General features: G+C 58.7%; 14 protein-coding genes and 1 tRNA gene. 2 read left to right on the forward strand and 13 right to left on the reverse strand.

All coding sequences use genetic code 11. The annotated features are described in order from the left end of the window. Positions 1-118: 118 nt before the first annotated feature. From HMPREF2942_RS02990 to HMPREF2942_RS03000, 3 genes are all read right to left on the reverse strand, one after another. Positions 119-1,099, reverse strand: a complete 981-nt coding sequence (locus HMPREF2942_RS02990; RefSeq protein ID WP_049327934.1) for a ribose-phosphate diphosphokinase — start codon at positions 1,097-1,099, stop codon at positions 119-121. 20 nt (positions 1,100-1,119) lie between these two features. Next, positions 1,120-2,574 carry a bifunctional UDP-N-acetylglucosamine diphosphorylase/glucosamine-1-phosphate N-acetyltransferase GlmU gene (glmU, locus tag HMPREF2942_RS02995; protein WP_049341570.1) on the reverse strand — a complete coding sequence of 485 codons (1,455 nt, stop codon included), beginning with the start codon at positions 2,572-2,574 and terminating at the stop codon, positions 1,120-1,122. A gap of 87 nt (positions 2,575-2,661) precedes the next feature. After that, positions 2,662-2,732 (reverse strand) — tRNA-Gln (locus HMPREF2942_RS03000). Between the two features lie 235 nt (positions 2,733-2,967). Between HMPREF2942_RS03000 and HMPREF2942_RS03005 the strand changes: the two genes are divergently transcribed. Continuing rightward, positions 2,968-4,797, forward strand: a complete 1,830-nt coding sequence (locus HMPREF2942_RS03005; protein ID WP_070688344.1) for an ABC-F family ATP-binding cassette domain-containing protein — start codon at positions 2,968-2,970, stop codon at positions 4,795-4,797. 88 nt (positions 4,798-4,885) lie between these two features. Here HMPREF2942_RS03005 and HMPREF2942_RS03010 read toward each other — a convergent pair whose 3' ends face one another. The 7 genes from HMPREF2942_RS03010 to rsmI all read right to left on the reverse strand — a co-directional run bounded on the left by HMPREF2942_RS03010 (position 4,886) and on the right by rsmI (position 11,743). Next, a complete protein-coding gene (locus HMPREF2942_RS03010; protein ID WP_070688345.1) occupies positions 4,886-5,896 on the reverse strand; it encodes a GHMP family kinase ATP-binding protein in 1,011 nt (336 codons plus the stop codon). A gap of 68 nt (positions 5,897-5,964) precedes the next feature. Further along, entirely contained in the window at positions 5,965-6,837 is an 873-nt protein-coding gene (gene rsmA, locus HMPREF2942_RS03015; RefSeq protein WP_070688346.1) for a 16S rRNA (adenine(1518)-N(6)/adenine(1519)-N(6))-dimethyltransferase RsmA, read from the reverse strand. Between the two features lie 45 nt (positions 6,838-6,882). Further along, entirely contained in the window at positions 6,883-7,704 is an 822-nt protein-coding gene (locus HMPREF2942_RS03020) for a glycosyltransferase family 25 protein (RefSeq protein WP_049338737.1), read from the reverse strand. A 403-nt stretch (positions 7,705-8,107) separates the two neighbouring features. Then, positions 8,108-8,929, reverse strand: coding sequence for a glycosyltransferase family 25 protein (locus tag HMPREF2942_RS03025; protein WP_070688347.1), 822 nt, complete (start codon positions 8,927-8,929; stop codon positions 8,108-8,110). Positions 8,930-9,263: 334 nt separating this feature from the next. Beyond that, positions 9,264-9,527, reverse strand: coding sequence for a hypothetical protein (locus HMPREF2942_RS03030; RefSeq protein WP_246824337.1), 264 nt, complete (start codon positions 9,525-9,527; stop codon positions 9,264-9,266). A 151-nt stretch (positions 9,528-9,678) separates the two neighbouring features. Further along, complete coding sequence (locus tag HMPREF2942_RS03035; protein ID WP_070688348.1) at positions 9,679-10,752, reverse strand: TatD family hydrolase; 1,074 nt, start codon at positions 10,750-10,752, stop codon at positions 9,679-9,681. Positions 10,753-10,804: 52 nt separating this feature from the next. After that, on the reverse strand, positions 10,805-11,743 hold the full coding sequence (gene rsmI, locus HMPREF2942_RS03040; protein WP_070688349.1) for a 16S rRNA (cytidine(1402)-2'-O)-methyltransferase: 939 nt from the start codon (positions 11,741-11,743) through the stop codon (positions 10,805-10,807). Between the two features lie 185 nt (positions 11,744-11,928). Between rsmI and HMPREF2942_RS03045 the strand changes: the two genes are divergently transcribed. Beyond that, positions 11,929-13,575 (forward strand): dolichyl-phosphate-mannose--protein mannosyltransferase, encoded by a 1,647-nt coding sequence (locus HMPREF2942_RS03045; RefSeq protein ID WP_070688350.1) that lies wholly within the window; start codon positions 11,929-11,931, stop codon positions 13,573-13,575. A gap of 171 nt (positions 13,576-13,746) precedes the next feature. Here the strand turns inward: HMPREF2942_RS03045 and HMPREF2942_RS03050 are convergent, their stop codons facing one another. The 3 genes from HMPREF2942_RS03050 to HMPREF2942_RS03060 all read right to left on the reverse strand — a co-directional run bounded on the left by HMPREF2942_RS03050 (position 13,747) and on the right by HMPREF2942_RS03060 (position 15,892). After that, entirely contained in the window at positions 13,747-15,075 is a 1,329-nt protein-coding gene (locus tag HMPREF2942_RS03050; RefSeq protein ID WP_049341552.1) for a DUF1461 domain-containing protein, read from the reverse strand. A gap of 146 nt (positions 15,076-15,221) precedes the next feature. After that, positions 15,222-15,443 carry a DUF3499 family protein gene (locus HMPREF2942_RS03055; protein WP_049341550.1) on the reverse strand — a complete coding sequence of 74 codons (222 nt, stop codon included), beginning with the start codon at positions 15,441-15,443 and terminating at the stop codon, positions 15,222-15,224. A 20-nt stretch (positions 15,444-15,463) separates the two neighbouring features. Continuing rightward, on the reverse strand, positions 15,464-15,892 hold the full coding sequence (locus HMPREF2942_RS03060; RefSeq protein WP_070688351.1) for a WhiB family transcriptional regulator: 429 nt from the start codon (positions 15,890-15,892) through the stop codon (positions 15,464-15,466). Positions 15,893-16,146 lie beyond the last annotated feature (254 nt).

The following is a 16,146-nucleotide window of genomic DNA, read 5'->3' on the forward strand; positions in this document are numbered from 1 at the left end:
GGCTGGAACAGATATCTGTTCCAGCCGGGTTAGCTTTAGCCTCTACAACTTAGCCTCAAGAGTAGAAAGTCCCCCGCCGACAGTAGTCAGCGGGGGACTTTCGTTAGGCTTTAGAAGCTTAGTGCTCGAAAATCTCGGTCACAGAACCCTCGTCGAAGACCTCGCGAATAGCGCGAGCAATCAACGGAGCAATGGAGAGAATAGTAAGGTTATCGAACTGCTTCTCTTCCGGCACGGGCAGGGTGTTGGTCACGACGACCTCCACAGCACCGCACTGGGACAGACGCTCAGCAGCCGGATCGGACAGAACCGGGTGGGTTGCTGCGATGATAACTTCCTTCGCGCCCTTGTCCATGAGGACCTTCACGGCGCCAGCAATGGTGCCGCCGGTGTCAATCATGTCGTCAATCAGCACGCAGGTACGACCCTCGATGTCACCCACAACAGTCTTAGAAACAGCCTGGTTGGGGACGTTAATATCGCGGGTCTTATGCACAAACGCCAGAGGCGCGCCGTCCAGCAGGTCAGCCCAGTGCTCAGCCACGCGGACACGACCGGTATCCGGGGATACAACGGTCACGTTGGACAGGTCGTCCACGCGCTCGCGGATGTGCTTAGCCAGAACCGGAATTGCGAAGAGGTGATCAAGCGGACCGTCGAAGAAGCCCTGAATCTGCGAAGTGTGCAGGTCCACGCACATCAGGCGGTCAGCACCCGCGGTCTTGTACAGGTCCGAAATCAGACGTGCCGAGATGGGCTCGCGACCCTTGTGCTTCTTGTCCTGACGAGCGTAGGGATAGAAGGGAGACACCACGGTAATGGAACGAGCGGATGCACGCTTGAGCGCATCGATCATAATGATCTGCTCCATGAGCCATTCGTTGATGGGTGCCGGGTGCGACTGAATCACGAAAGCGTCCGCACCGCGCACCGACTCCTCAAAGCGGACGTAGGTCTCGCCATTGGCGAAGGTGTATGCGGAGGTGGGCAACAGGTCGTGATCAAGTGCCTGTGCAATCTCCTCGGCAAGCTTGGGGTGTGCTCGACCGGAGACCACTACAAGCTTGCGCTCACCGGGGTTGGTAATCTCGCTACTCATGGTGTTGTTCTTTCCTCGAATTAGGATTCTGCCGGTTCCTGCGCGCCAGCAGCCTTAGCGGCCTCGGCGGGTTCGGTACCGGCACGGTTCTTCAGAACCCAGCCATCGATGGTGCGCTGGGAAGTCTCAGAGTAGGCGAGGGCGCCAGCAGGAACATCCTTACGGATCAGCGCGCCCGCGCCGGAGTAGGCACCGTCACCGACGGTAACAGGTGCAACGTAAATGCCCGCAGAACCCATACGGGCGTGCGCGCCGATAACGGAGCGGTTCTTCACCAGACCGTTGTAGTTCGCGAAAATAGATCCAGCACCAATGTTCGCGCCCTCACCGATGGTGGCGTCACCAACGTAGGACAGGTGCGGAATCTTTGCGCCATCGCCAATCTGCGAGTTCTTAGCCTCACAGAAGGTGCCAAGCTTAGCGTCCTTGCCCAGGGTAGTACCGGGGCGCAGGTATGCGAAGGGGCCAACAGTTGCACCTTCGCCAATGACAGCGCCATGACCGTGCGCGCGGATTACGGTAGCGTCAGCCTCGACGGTCACGTCAGTCAGGGTGGAGTCCGGGCCAATGGTAGCGCCGGTAGCAACGGTGGTAGAACCGTGCAGCTGCACACCGGGCAGCAGAGTTACGTCGTTCTCAATGGTGACGGTGACGTCAACCCAAGTGTTCTCAGGATCAACAATGGTCACGCCGTTACGCATGTGAGCCTCAAGGATGCGGTTGTTGAGCATACGACCCAGCTGAGCCAGCTGCACGCGGTCGTTAGCACCCTCAACCTCCCAGCGGTCCTCAATAGCCAGAGCGGAGGTACGGTAGCCCATAGAACGAGCAATGGACAGAACGTCGGTAATGTACTTCTCACCCTGTGCGTTGTTGGTGGTCACCTCGAGCAGTGCCTCACGCAGAACAGCGGCGTCAAAAGCGTAAATACCGGAGTTAATCTCGGTAATTTCGAGCTCTTCGGGGGACGCGTCCTTCGCCTCAACAATAGCGGTCACTTCGCCAGCCTGGTTACGGACAATACGACCGTAGGCGCCGGGCTCATCAATGTGGGTGGTCAGGACGGTTACGGAGTTCTTGTCATCCTCGTGGAAGGCAATCAGTTCGCGCAGGGTTTCGGGGCGCAGCAGAGGAACGTCACCGTAGGTCACCAGAACGGTGCCGGAGACGGGTGCCTGCGCATCCAAGGCATTCAGACCGACCTCAACCGCACGACCAGTACCCGGAATCTCATCCTGATCAACGATGGTTACCTCAGGGTCAAACGCAAGCACATGCTCAGCGACCTTATCGCGCTGGTGGCGTACCACAACAGCGAGGCGCTCAGGGTTCAAATCGCGTGCAGCAGCGATAGCGTGCTCAACCATGGATCGACCACCAATGCCGTGCATGACCTTGGGGGTAGCGGACTTCATGCGCGTACCAGCGCCTGCAGCGAGAACGATCACTGCAGAGGGTGCCAGTTCAGTGTTCACTGGGAAGACTCCTTAGACGAGGTTGTAAGAGTGAGGAGTGAGCGCTGACCGCTAACTCTCTATCAACGGTGCCGTTGAGTGCTTACGCTCCGCCACTAGGACTCGAACCTAGACAAACGGCTCCAAAGGCCGCTGTGCTGCCATTACACCATGGCGGATTATCCTTACATTCACGACAAGCCCCCGCTAGCGGGTCCTCATCGTCATTGACCGCCATTTTGGGCACAGAACAGCGCAATGCAGGAAATGCTTTCCTCAGTTTATCAAATATCTGTGCTCAACTTAGCCGCGCGCCCCGCAATCCCCACAGCTTTTCTCAGCACCGCCAAGTAGCCCCTCATCAAAGCTTGGAGCGCTACTTGAACTGAACACTCACCCTGTACCCTAGAAGGCGTGGCACATCTACTTGGCGGCGAATCGCTGCACCTCGAATTCCCTACCCGAACCATCTTTGAAGGCATCACGGTCGGCCTGAACGAAGGCGACCGCATCGGCATTGTCGGTCGCAACGGCGACGGCAAGTCCACCCTCATGAAGATCCTTGCCGGCCGGCTCGACCCGGACTCCGGCCGCGTTACCGTGCGCGGCGGCACCCGCATCGGTTACCTTGACCAGTCCGATGTCCTCGACGACGACCACACGGTTGGCTACGCGATTGTGGGCGACACCCCCGAATACGAGTGGGCCTCGCAGTCCCGTATCCGCGATGTCATCTCGGGCCTGGTCTCCGATCTGCCCTGGGATGCACCCGTCTCTTCGCTCTCTGGCGGTCAGCGTCGACGCGTAGCGCTCGCCTCCCTGCTCGCGCAGGAATGGGACGTGCTCATGCTCGACGAGCCCACCAACCACCTGGATGTTGAAGCCATCACCTGGCTCGCTAACCACCTGAAGTCCCGCTGGTCCAAGAATGCTGGCGGACTCATGGTCGTCACCCACGACCGCTGGTTCCTCGACGAAATCTGTACCGACACCTGGGAAGTGCACGACCGCATCGTCGAGCCCTTCGAGGGCGGCTACGCGGCGTACATCCTGCAGCGTGTGGAGCGTGACCGTCAGGCAGCCGCAGCGGAGGCGAAGCGTCAGAACCTGATGCGCAAGGAGCTCGCTTGGCTGCGCCGCGGTGCGCCCGCGCGTACCTCTAAGCCGAAGTTCCGCATTGATGCCGCCAACGCCCTCATTGCGGACGTCCCGCCGGTGCGTGACACCGTGGAGCTGAAGAAGATGGCGGTCTCCCGCCTCGGCAAGGACGTGGTCGACCTCGAAAACGTTTCCGTCGTCTACGACGATCCCTCGATGCCCGGCGGCAAGCGCCCGGTGCTGAAGAAGGTCACCTGGCGTATTGCCCCCGGCGAGCGCACCGGAATCCTAGGCGTGAACGGCGCGGGTAAGTCCACTCTGCTCTCCCTGGTGACCGGTGATTTGAAGCCGACCGAAGGCCGTGTCAAGCACGGTAAGACTGTGAAGATTGCGACCCTGACCCAGCAGCTCGATGAACTCAACGAGGTTGCTAACGACCGCGTCTCGGATGTGATTGGCCGCAAGAAGCGTAGCTACATTGCCGATGGTAAGGAACTGTCCCCCTCGCAGATGCTGGAGCGTCTGGGCTTTACGAGCGCGCAGCTGTCTACTCCGGTCAAGGACCTGTCGGGTGGTCAGAAGCGTCGCCTGCAGCTCATGCTGATTCTGCTGGATGAACCGAACGTGCTGATTCTCGACGAGCCGTCCAACGACCTGGACACCGATATGCTCGCCGCGATGGAGGACCTGCTGGACACCTGGCCGGGCACCCTGCTGGTGGTCAGCCACGACCGTTACCTCATGGAACGTGTGACCGATCAGCAGTACGCCGTGATTGACGGTTCGTTCCGTCACCTGCCCGGCGGTGTGGACGAGTATTTGGCGCTCTCGGCAGCCGGTGCTGGCGGTTCTGCCGCCGGTAGCGCGCAAGCGCGTGCCGCCTCCTCGGCGCAGGCTTCTGCTGAGCCGGATACCCCGAAGGTCTCCGGTGCCGAGCTGCGTGCGGCGCAGAAGGAATCCGGCGCGATTGAGCGCCGCCTCGCCAAGCTCGCAGCAGAGCAGGAGAAGCTCTCCGAGCAGATGAGCACGCACGACGCCTCGGACTACGCCGGTTTGGCGGCGCTCGGCGAGCAGCAGCAGGCACTTCAGGATGAGATTGACGAGCTAGAAATGCGCTGGCTCGAACTCTCCGAATTGCTGGGCTAAGGTCTACTGAGATAAGGAATGCCGGTTCTAGATTGAATCTAGAACCGGCATTCTTCTTCATATATTCAGCGCTCAGCTACAGCGGCAACTAAGGGTGATTCAGAACCGCACTGACCGCGCTCACGGCGTGGTTGCCCGCAGCGCGAAGAGTAGAGGCAAGAGCCTCCGCCCGGGCCTGCGAAGAAGTCAGCAGAAGCACCGTCGGACCGGAACCAGATACCAGGGAGGCGTACACGCCCTCGCTCTCGCGCAGGTTCAGAGTCTGCTCCAGCTGCGGGGCGCACGAAAGTGCGGGTGTCTGCAGGTCGTTGCGTAGCAGCGGTGCCAAGGAGGCGAGCGCCGCCTCCGAACCGTCATAAGAGTTCAGAGCTTCCAGAAGCTCTACGGGTTCCACCAGCTCGCCGGAGGCGGGATACTCACCGGCGGCACGGCCCGCATCCAGCTGCTTGAACACGCTGGGGGTTGAGAGGCCAAACTGCGCGGCAACAACCACCAGGTGCAGAGGTTCCCGAGGCGCCGCAACATTCTGCAGCTCTGTACCGGTCCCCTGCCCCAGGGCGAGGGTCTGGCCGAGTGCAGCGCGCACGCTAAAGGGAATATCTGCGCCCAGCTGCGCGGCAAGACGTTCATAATCCGCCTGGGTCAGGAGCGCACCGGTGCGACCGGTTGCGTACAGATAACGGTCCGTAGCAATGAGGGCGGCAGCCGCGTCCGCTGAACCGCCCGCCATACCGCCAGCCACGGGCACAGCCTTCGCAATATGCAGGTGCAGCGCCGGGACAGATTCGATACCGTGCTCCGCAAGAATCAGCGCAGCGGCACGATACACGAGGTTCCGCTCATCCATCGGCACAGCGGCAGGGTCGAACTGCCCCGCCTGCATCTGCTGATCTACCAGGGAGCCGGGCACAATATCCATGCTCAAGCTCAGCCCCGGTGCCTGCCCCTCAGAGACCGTGATGGTCTCCAGCAAAGAGACCGCCGCAAAAAGCGTAGTCAACGGGTGGTAGCCGTCCTGACGGACATCCCCCACGGCAAGGTACAGATTGACCTTACCGGGAGCATCAACCGAAATAGTGACCTGGGAGGCGGTACTCATCAGCGCATACACCTTTCGCACGGGAACTCGCGTGAGAACGTCAGTGAAAAATTTAGAGCGGGAAGAAGCTACTCCGTTACAGGCTCAGCCGGGACGGTCAGCGAAGCCTCCGCAATGCGGATAAAGCCGTGAATATCCAGCTTCTCACCGCGCTCGGTCGGAGCGATACCGGCAGCCACCAGAATCTGCTCCGCACGCGCACCCGAGCCCGCCCAGGAGCTCAACGCAGCGCGCAGAGTCTTACGGCGCTGAGCGAAAGCGGCGTCCACAATCGTGAACACCAGGTCGCGATCAACGGTCGAGAGAGGCTCCTCGCGCATACGGAAACCCACCAGACCAGAGTTAATCTTCGGTGCAGGCCAGAACACGTTCTTGCCAATCACGCCCGCCTTATACACCTCGGCATACCAATTAGCCTTCACCGAGGGCACACCGTAGATCTTCGAGCCCGGGGTCGCCGAAAGACGGTCGGCGACCTCATCCTGAACCATCACCAGGGCGTGACGAATGCTCGGGAACTGCGCAAACAGGTGCAGAAGCACCGGAACCGCCACGTTATAGGGCAGGTTCGCCACCAGAGCATCCGGAGTGCGAGGCAACTCGGTGACCCTCAAAGCGTCCATAAGCACCACGTCAATATCGTCCACCTTCTCGGGGCGGAACTTCTCAATCGTGTGCGGGAGTTGCCGAGCCAGCGGCGGGTCAATCTCAACCGCAACCATATCCTTCGCAGCATCCAGGATGCCGAGGGTCAACGAGCCCAGGCCCGGGCCGACCTCCAGCACCGTCTCCTCCGGTGAAATCTCTGCCGCGTTGACAATACGACGAATCGTATTGGGGTCAATCACAAAGTTCTGCCCAAGAGTCTTCGTGGGACGAATACCGAGCATCTCGGCGAGCTCGCGAATCTCAGCAGGGCCGAGCAGGGGCAGATCGTTCACAGCGTTCCTTCACATAGATGGATGGTGGGGAGGTTACAGTTTAGATTACCGCGAGAAACGCTGCTTTACCTCATCAAGAGTGGCTTCCAGGGCGTTCTTAGCGTTTGTAATACGCTTCTTCGGAGCCAAAGCAATGCGCAGTCGATCCAGAGGACCAGTACCGTGCTGGAGGCTATTCACCTTATCCAGATGACGCTTACCGGATTCCAAGATGACGCTACTACCCTCCCAGCCGCACAGGCCCGGCTGCACAAAACGCACATCCACACCCCACTGCTGGTACAGCTTGTAATCATCAGCCACAGTACCCGGCACCTTGTCCTCAAGCTGCTTGAGCAGCAGCTCAGCGCCCGAACGGGAAATCAAATACAAGCCGGTGCAAATCAGGGGCCAGGTACCGTACGGCTTACCCATACGGTACTTACCGTGCACAAAAGGAGACAGCAGGGACAGGCGGATGTATTCCACATGCGGGTTCAGCTTGCCGGCATCATTTGCAAAAGAATCGCTGAGGTTCACCAGCTGAACCTGCGGGTACTTCGTGATGATTGCGTTCACGACCGCCTCAGCATCCGGAGAAATAAGGATGTCGTCTTCGGCAATCAGCGCCCAATCGGCGTCACTTGCAATAAAGTCACGCCACATATTCACATGGCTGAGCATGCAGCCCTTCTCCGCGGGGCTAGGGTCACGATGCCAACGGCTACGGAAAAACTCAACGTCAAATTCTTCATCAGCGACGTGATTATCGCGATTATCCACCGCAGAATAACGGATAAAGTCTTGCGCCGGCGCACCCACCGAATAGAACGAATCGAAACGGTTCGCGCCGTCCAGGCCCAGAACATACTTCAGAATCTTTGCCATATTTTTTTCCTTTCAACAGCTCATCCAGAAAACCTAAGCGATAGAAGATTGCGTCGGTTATTGGCGAGCTTTCAGAACATCAGACCCCCTGCACGACAGGAAAGTTCATCCATCTTAAAAATCGGTGCGTTAATGGCATGAAGTCTGAATATTGAGCGTGTGATAAATACGCACACTACTGTGCAACGTAGAAAAAATTCTATCATTCACCATGCACCAATCTCTTGTGTCCGCAGGTTAAAACGCGGTACGGCACGCGTGTACCGGTGCACAGCAAAAACAATCCCCTCCCTACCGCATATACACGATAGGGAGGGGATAAATGACAGGGCAGAAGATCCACGTATTCACATTTTTATGCGATAGTAGTAGCCCAATCCGTCTCTGGGTTACCGTCTCTGGATTATCGTCCTAGACGCTGCTTCACATCTTCGAGAGTGGCATCCAGAATATTCTTCGCGTTCACAATACGCTTCTTCGGCGCCAGGGCGATGCGCACCCGGTCGATAAAACCGGTGCCATGCTGCGTGCTCTTGAGACTTTCCAAGTGACGAACGCCAGAAGTTTGAATGAGGCTGGTGCCTTCCCAGCCGCACAGGCCGGGCTGCACCAAATATACGTCTACTCCCCATTCTCGGTAGAGAGAATAATCATCAGCAACAACGCCGGGAACCGTCTCGCCATAACATTCTACGAGTCGTTCAGCCCCAGAACGCGAAAGAAGATACAAGGCAGCACCATACAGAGGCTTTGAACCATAGGCACTACCCATACGGTACTTGCCGTACACAAAAGGAGAAAGCAACGAAAGACGGGGGTAATCAACCTGCGGGTTGAGCTTGCCAGCTTCAGAAGCGTAGATATCGCCCAGGTTAACCATCTGCACGTGAGGATACTTTTCGATAATCCTCTCCACTACAGGCTGCAGGTCAGGGGAAATGAGAACATCGTCCTCTGCCAGCAAAGCCCAGTCGGCATCTGAAGCGAGGAAGTCCTTCCACATGTGGTAGTGGCTCAAAGCGCAACCCTTTTCGGCAGGCCTCGGCTCTTTACCGTAACGAGTCAAGAACAGCTTGCTATCGAATTGTGCATCAGTGACGTGATTATCACGGTTATCCACCGCAGAATAACGCTGAAAACCTTGAGCGGGTGCCCCCACCGAGAAGAAAGAATCAAACCGGTTAGCGCCGTCCAGTCCCAGAACGTATTTCAGAATTTTTGCCATGAATTTCCCTTTGCTTGGCGCACCCATACGGTCCTGATCTGAAACGACAGAAGCCATGCATGAGTGCCGAGTATTGACTTGGCACCGACAAACACAAAGCACGCCGAAAATATGCGCGCACGATAACAAAATGCCTAGTCAGTGAGTGATGAATTGTATGTATAAAAATACCCTATCACTCATGTGAAGATAGTACCCAACAATTGGCGTGCAGCCCCCTGTTATGTCTCGCACGTTACACGATACCTCACGCGCTAAAGCTGAAAATAACTACAAAAAAGCCCCTCCCCGCCATACATATATGACGAAGAAAGGCTTTCTCAAAGAGGCTTACTTATTTCGCCTTGCCCAGACGCTGCTTCACCTCATCAATGGTGGCGTCCAGAGTATTCTTTGCATTCACCAAACGCATCTTCGGAGCCAACGCAATACGCACTCGATCCAGGGCGCTCGAACCTTTCTGATTCTCAGCCAGCATCTCCAGGTGGCTCTTACCAGATTCCAGGATGACGCTGCTACCCTCCCAGCCGCACAGGCCAGGCTGCACAAAACGCACATCCACACCCCACTGCTGGTACAGCTTGTAATCATCAGCCACGGTACCCGGAACCTTACTCTCGAACTGCTTGAGCAACAGCTCAGCACCCGATCGGAAATCAGGTACAAGCCGGTGCAAATCAGGGGCCAGGTACCGTACGGCTTACCCATGAGGCAGCCCAGAGTAGCTATCCGCTACAGGCTGTACGCGCCTACCACTGACCGTAAACCTGCTCCGAATTCTCACGGATACGGCGGCAGAGCGCCTCCAGTTCCTCACCGCGATGAGCCGCCATAAAACGCACCGTGTAGTTCGTCATGTAGGACGCATTCGGGCGGCCACGGAACGGATGCGGGGTCAAGAACGGTGCATCCGTCTCAGCCAGAATCAGCTCCGGGCGAGCCATCGCCAACGACTCCTGAATACCCTTCGAGTTCTTGAAAGTCACCGTGCCGGCAAAGCTCATATACCAGCCGCGCTCATTGCAGATCGCCGCAAGCTCCGGGCCACCCGAATAGCAGTGGAACACGGTACGTTCCGGCGCACCCTCTTCATCCAGGATCCGCACAACGTCCTCGTGCGCGTCACGGTCGTGAATCTGCAGCGCCAGGTTGTACTTCTTCGCAATGCGAATATGCTCACGGAAGCTGTAGTGCTGCGCCTCCATACCTTCCTCACCGGTGCGGAAATAGTCCAGGCCGGTCTCGCCAATAGCGCGCACACGGTCGGCGGTGGCAAGCTCGTCGAGAGTGGCGAGCGCCGCCTCCAGCTGACCGGCTGCAGCCAGCTCAGGAGCGGTGTTGGGGTGAATCGCAATAGCGGCGAGGACGCGCTCATCAGCCTGCGCGGCGGCGACCGCGTATAGGGAGGAGGGGATATCGCATCCGACCTGCACGATGGCGGCGATGCCGAGCTTCTCACCGGCATCGAGTGCATCGCGGGCGCTGATTTCTACTTCGCCGTCGAGCAGGTCCATGTGGGTGTGGTTATCCACGATGGGGTACGGCAGCGGTTCGGGGGCGGGCGGGAAGACCAGATTGCGGCTGCGACCGTTCTCGCCGGTGGTGGAGCGGCGGCGGGTTCCTTCTCCGCCTTCGGCGTCGCTGATGCCGGTGTAGAGTTCCGCCTTATAGGGTGCGGGTACTTCACCGGGCACCGGCTCCCAGCCGTTAGGCAGGGCGGTTGCCTGGAGTGCCGCGGGGGTGGGCAGGGTGTAGTTCGCCAGGGCGGCGAGGGAGTTCAGGTACTCCTGGGTGATTTCAGGACCGGGATGGCTCTGACACATTGATAAATCCTTGGGATAAAACTGCGGGGTAAAGCTGGGGAGTGTTTCTGGGTTATTCGGAGCGGGCAGCCAGTGCCGCCTCGTACAAATCACGCTTGGAGGTACCGGTCTCGGCGGCGACCGCAGCGCAGGCGCTCTTGAGGCGCTCGCCGCCAGCCACGCGGTCGAGGACCAGCTGCACTACGTCCTGCGCTTCGGGGGTTTCGGGGGCTTGCGCACCCTCAACGATAATGACGATTTCGCCTCGGACGCGTTCAGACTCAGCCCATTCGGCAAGCTCAGCCAGGGTACCGCGTCGAACCTCTTCGTGAAGCTTAGTTAGCTCACGGCTGACCGTTCCGCGGCGGTTGGCGCCGAAGGTCTGCACGAAGTCTGCCAGGGTTGAGGCAGTGCGGTGCGGAGATTCGTAGAAAATCATGGTGCGTTCCTCCCCCGCCAGCGAGGCGAGGCGGCGCGAACGCTCGGAGCCCTTGCGGGCGAGGAAACCCTCAAAGGTAAATCGTCCGGTGGGCAGGCCGGAGAGCGCGAGCGCGGTCAACGCGGCGGAGGGGCCGGGCACCACGGTGACGGGCAGGTCGGCTTCCGCGACGGCTGCGGCGGCAACGTAGCCGGGGTCGGAGATGGTGGGCATGCCCGCATCCGAGAGCAACAGCACGCGCTGGCCGTCCTGTACCGCCTGCACGATGGTTTCGCTACGTTCGGTTTCGTTGTGGTCGTGGTTGACGATGACGCGACCGCGGGTGCGCACGCCAAGCCCGGAGGCGAGGGTGCGTAGCTTGCGGGTGTCTTCAACGGCGATGAGGTCTGCGGTGGCGAGGGCTGAGCGCAGTCGATCGGAGGCGTCAGCGAGGTTGCCGATGGGGGTGCCGCCGAGGATGAGCACGCCGCCTTCTTCGGAGGTGACAGCGACGTCAGCGGTGTCAGCCTGGGGTGCCTCGACCGTTTCTGAGGGGTCGGTGGTTTCTTCGGTGTATTCTGCGGGTGCGGTCATGGCAGGCCTCGTGTCTGTGTCTGGTCTTCGTGTACCCACTAAGTGTAACGCCCGCGCTCAATCCGGTGCCGGGTGGGGTGGCGGGTAATAGGTGGCTGGTGTGGGTGGGCTTCCGGATGCGTCATATATGCCGTTCACGGGCTGAAATGGTGCATCGTGCGTTCTGACCCTTTAGGATTGATGGGGTGAAGATACCTAAGCTACTTTCTCCCGCATCTGCCGCTCCGGCTGGTTCGGCTGATTCGACCCGTTCTTCGTCTGAACGCGGTCGTTACGGCCTCGATTCTCTGCTGGATGCGCTCGCTGTTGCCTATATTCGTGCCCCGCGTTGGGGTTGGTTGGCGCCTGCATTGATTGTGCTGGTTGCCGGTATTCTGCGTTTTTATAATTTGGCGCATCCGAATGCCATTGTTTTTGATGAGACGTACTACGCCAAGGATGCCTACTCGTATGTGCATTATGGCTATGAGTTGAGCTGGTCGAAGGACGCTAATGCTTCCTTTGCGGCGGGTCACCCGTCGGGTCTGTTGACGGATTCGCCGGAGTATGTGGTGCATCCTCCGTTGGGTAAGTGGATGATTGCCGCGGGCATGGCAATTTTTGGTGATAATAATCCCTTTGGTTGGCGTGTTTCTGCTGCGGTGATTGGCACCCTGTCGGTGGCGTTGATTGCCTATGTTGGCTGGTTGCTGTTCCGTTCGATGACGGTGGCGACTATTGCGGCGCTGCTGGCTGCTGTGGATGGTCTGATGCTGGTGGAGTCTCGTTTGGCTTTGCTGGATATTTTCCAGATGTTCTGGATTTTGGCGACTTTTGCGTGTCTGGTGCTTGACCGTATTCAGGCGCGGCGCGTGTTGGCGCGCCATATTGCGGAGGCGGCACGCCAGAATGGCGGTGTGCTTCCGCCGATGCCGTGGGGCCCGAGCATGGGTCTGCGCCTGTGGCGTTTCGCTGCCGGTGTGTGTGCCGGTGCCGCGGTGGGTGTGAAGTGGAATTCGCTGTTCTTTATTGCGGCGATGGGTCTGCTGACGGTGTTCTGGGATATTAATGCTCGCCGTATTGTGGGTCTGAACAAGTGGGGTTTGACGGCACTGGTGCGTGACGGCATCCCCGCATTCTTCCAGATGATTGGTGTGGGTCTGCTGGTGTATTTGAGCACTTGGGCGGGCTGGTTCCAGTCGTCGAATGCGTATTTCCGCCGCTGGGCGGTTGAGAACCCGGGCAAGGGTGTCATGTGGCTTCCTGAGGATTTGCGTTCCTTGTGGGAGTACCATGTCTCGGCGTTTAAGTTCCATTCTGGTTTGAGTAGCCCGCATACGTATTCTTCGCAGGCGTGGCAGTGGCTGGTTTTGGGTCGCCCGACCTCGTACTACTATGAGTCGCCGAAGTTGGGTTCTTCGGGTTGTACCGTGAAGTCCTGTTCCGAGGCTATTTTGAATATCGGCAACCCGGCGATTTGGTGGGCTTTTATTCCGGCGATTATTGTGGCGCTTCTGGTTTTGGTGCTGAAGCGTGATTGGCGTTTTGGTGCGCTGCTGGTTGTGTTCGGTGCGGGCTATTTCCCGTGGTTTATGTACCCGAATCGCACGATGTTCTACTTCTACGCTCTGTCCTTTGAGCCGTTCCTGATTCTGCTGTTGGCGGGTGTTTTGGGTCTGGCGCTGTCGGGTGCTCGCGGTTCGGTGTTGCGTGCCCGTTTGGGCGTGACGCTGGTGGCGATTTACCTTGTGGGTGTGCTGGTGTTGAGTGCATACTTTATGCCGTTGTGGACTGCTCAGGTAATTCCGTATGAGCAGTGGTATTCGCATATGTGGTTTAAGTCCTGGATTTAGGCTCAGGTTTTTAGGCTGGGGTTTTAGACCTGGTCTTAGACGTGGGTTCAGACGCGAGCAATGCGAGCTTGGGTATAGCGAAGGGGGCTGGGTTCTACCGTGTGGTAGAGCCCAGCCCCCTTTGTTGTGCCCTTTCCGCGCTGGTTTGCACGGTGAAGTGGCTGATGATTTTTAGTTGTCGCCGACTCGTGCGGAGGCGAGCTTGACACGCAGTTCCTGGCGTTCCTGGCGGCGGCGTTCTGCCTTGAGCTTGCGGTATTTGGTGGGCCAGGTGGTCACGAGCAGGAGCGTGATTTGCGCGGCTACGAGGACTGCTACGGCGATTGCCGCGTCGATCCAGAATTGCGGCGGGTAGAGGCGGATCAGGGAGCTTCGTACGGAGAATTCCCAGTTGCCCTGCGGGAAGAACACCTGGTGGAAGGTGGTAAACAGCCATTCCCAACCGAAGACGCCCACAACGCCGAGCACCGCGATGAGTCCCAGGGTAATCCACGCGCCACAGAAGAGGCTGCGGCGGATGGTTCCGGGGGCGCGTTCACGCAGGGAGATGCTGCTAAAGAGCGTCAGCAGGAAGAGTGCGGCAACAGCTACGGTGGCGATGAGCAGTACCCATTTCACGTCGTGCATGTGGTTCACTTCTGCTTCGGTGAAGGCGAGGGTGTTGTCGGCACCGGTGGTGACGCGGGCAAGGTATTCGCGCGGCGCGAAGTTGTTGATGTAGTCCACGCCGTAGGAGCCCAGTCGCATCCTCTCGACGAGGTAGTAGCCGTAGCTGTCTTCGGGGAATCCGGGGCGGTGGTATTCGAGCCAGAGGAAGGGCGCGGAGGCTACAGCACGGATCGCGATCATGAGTACGGTCAGCGGTACGGTGAGCGCGATGAGGGTTGCGCGGAGCTTGAGGAAGCGCGGGGTATCTTCCACGGCGTCTTCGCGGGCTGCGGCGCGTTCTGCAGCTTCGGGCGAGGTTGCCAGGGAAGACAGCGGTGCGTTGGGGTCCGCGACCGCGTGGGTGTGACCGGTGCGGGTGGTTTCGGTGCGGTACTTGCGTCCCGCGGTGGAGGCGCTTGCCGCCTCCGCGGTAGCGACGGTTTCCACTTCGGTCGCATTTTCGGCTTCAGCTACTGCAGCTGCTTCGGCTGCCCTCTGCATGGTTTCGCGGTTGAGGTCGCTGAGCGTCGGGTTTTTGGGGGTGCTCTGCGAGTCGCGTACGAGGGGCACGAAGCCGGTGGAGACGTTGGTGCGGGTGCGTACGCGGGTGCCGACTCCCTGTTCGCGTAGTTTGCTGCGTGCGGGGACGACGGGTACGTTCCCGGTGGGCAGGTCGGGTTCTTCGGCGACGGTGGGTACGTCTGCTGCGATGCGTCCGAAGGCGCCGGTGTGCGGTGCCGGTTCGCTGGTTTTAGTTTCGGTGCGGCGGGCGTGGAGTAGTTCTTCGGCACTGGTGCGGCGGATGGCCGGGCGCAGTGCGCCCCACATTCCTCGGTGTGTTTCTTTGGTCATGGATCTCGCGTTCTTTTCGAGTGATCGGTGTTTGAGTGAGTTGCGGGTGTCTGTACTATCTGCCAGTTTCTCATACGCAAAGAACCTTCCGCATGAATTCGCGGAAGGTTCTTTGCATTCGGGTGTTTAATTCTTGGTTTTGAATTCTAAGATTCGGTGGTGTCCTGAACGGGTACCTTGTAGACCACTCGCCAACCCTGGGGTGCCGTCAGCCGTGCGGCGTGTTCGTCGCAGAGGTCGTAGGCGTGGGGTTCGCGGAATTCAGAGAGTGCATCGATAAGTGCCGTGGAGTCTGCGTAGGAGTAATGGAGAGTAACAGTCGCCTCTCGCTGGCAGGTTTGGCGGGAGCACAGTCGTGCGGTCTGCATGTAGATGGTACCTTCCTGGCTTAGCTCGCCTGCTTGCGCAGTCGGCGGCGTTCACGTTCTGACAGCCCGCCCCAGATTCCGAAGCGCTCGTCATTGTCCATTGCATATTGTAGACATTCTTCGCGCACAGGGCATACACCGCATACCCTTTTGGCGTCTCGGGTGGAGCCGCCCTTCTCGGGGAAGAAGGCTTCGGGGTCGGTCTGGGCGCAGAGTGCTTCAGCTTGCCAGGCGAGTTCTCCGTCTTCGCCTTCGGTTCCGTAGAGTCCTGCCGCTGCGGTCCAGATGTCAGTGCAGAGAGGGGGGTTGAGCCGCTTGGCTCGTTCTGCTTCTGAGAGAAAGACGTCGGCGACTTTTTCGAGAGATTGAGTGGGATTCATGCTACGGTGCTGAGCGCCTGATGCGCGCGCGGCCGCGACAGAGCGGTCGGATGCAATGTAGGAGCCCATGGGTTTTCCTTCCGTGTTCTCATTGTGAACTTAATGAGTCTGCGGATCCGTCGTGGACGGAATCTTCGTGTGTATGGTGTGGAGCGGTTTGCTCTGGCCTCTACGGTCCCTTCCGGAGCAAACGCAGTTATACATCTATTAGACGTGCGACACGCCGTTTCGTCAAACTAGACTTAATCAATGTTTAGATGTATGTGTTACAAGCGTCATATTTAATGTGATTTTGACCTTTATATATTTTTCCTCCCCTCACT

It is taken from the genome of Rothia sp. HMSC071C12, assembly GCF_001813895.1.
Taxonomy (GTDB): domain Bacteria; phylum Actinomycetota; class Actinomycetes; order Actinomycetales; family Micrococcaceae; genus Rothia; species Rothia mucilaginosa.

Excerpts from the sequence above, each read along its gene's own strand:
- HMPREF2942_RS03035 (WP_070688348.1), bottom strand. The coding sequence starts at position 10,752 with ATGTGTCAGAGCCATCCCGGTCCTGAAATCACCCAGGAGTACCTGAAC.
- HMPREF2942_RS02990 (WP_049327934.1), bottom strand. The coding sequence starts at position 1,099 with ATGAGTAGCGAGATTACCAACCCCGGTGAGCGCAAGCTTGTAGTGGTC.
- HMPREF2942_RS03025 (WP_070688347.1), bottom strand. The coding sequence starts at position 8,929 with ATGGCAAAAATTCTGAAATACGTTCTGGGACTGGACGGCGCTAACCGG.
- HMPREF2942_RS03055 (WP_049341550.1), bottom strand. The coding sequence starts at position 15,443 with ATGCAGACCGCACGACTGTGCTCCCGCCAAACCTGCCAGCGAGAGGCG.
- HMPREF2942_RS03060 (WP_070688351.1), bottom strand. The coding sequence starts at position 15,892 with ATGGGCTCCTACATTGCATCCGACCGCTCTGTCGCGGCCGCGCGCGCA.
- HMPREF2942_RS03010 (WP_070688345.1), bottom strand. The coding sequence starts at position 5,896 with ATGAGTACCGCCTCCCAGGTCACTATTTCGGTTGATGCTCCCGGTAAG.
- rsmI (WP_070688349.1), bottom strand. The coding sequence starts at position 11,743 with ATGACCGCACCCGCAGAATACACCGAAGAAACCACCGACCCCTCAGAA.
- HMPREF2942_RS03050 (WP_049341552.1), bottom strand. The coding sequence starts at position 15,075 with ATGACCAAAGAAACACACCGAGGAATGTGGGGCGCACTGCGCCCGGCC.
- HMPREF2942_RS03020 (WP_049338737.1), bottom strand. The coding sequence starts at position 7,704 with ATGGCAAAGATTCTGAAGTATGTTCTGGGCCTGGACGGCGCGAACCGT.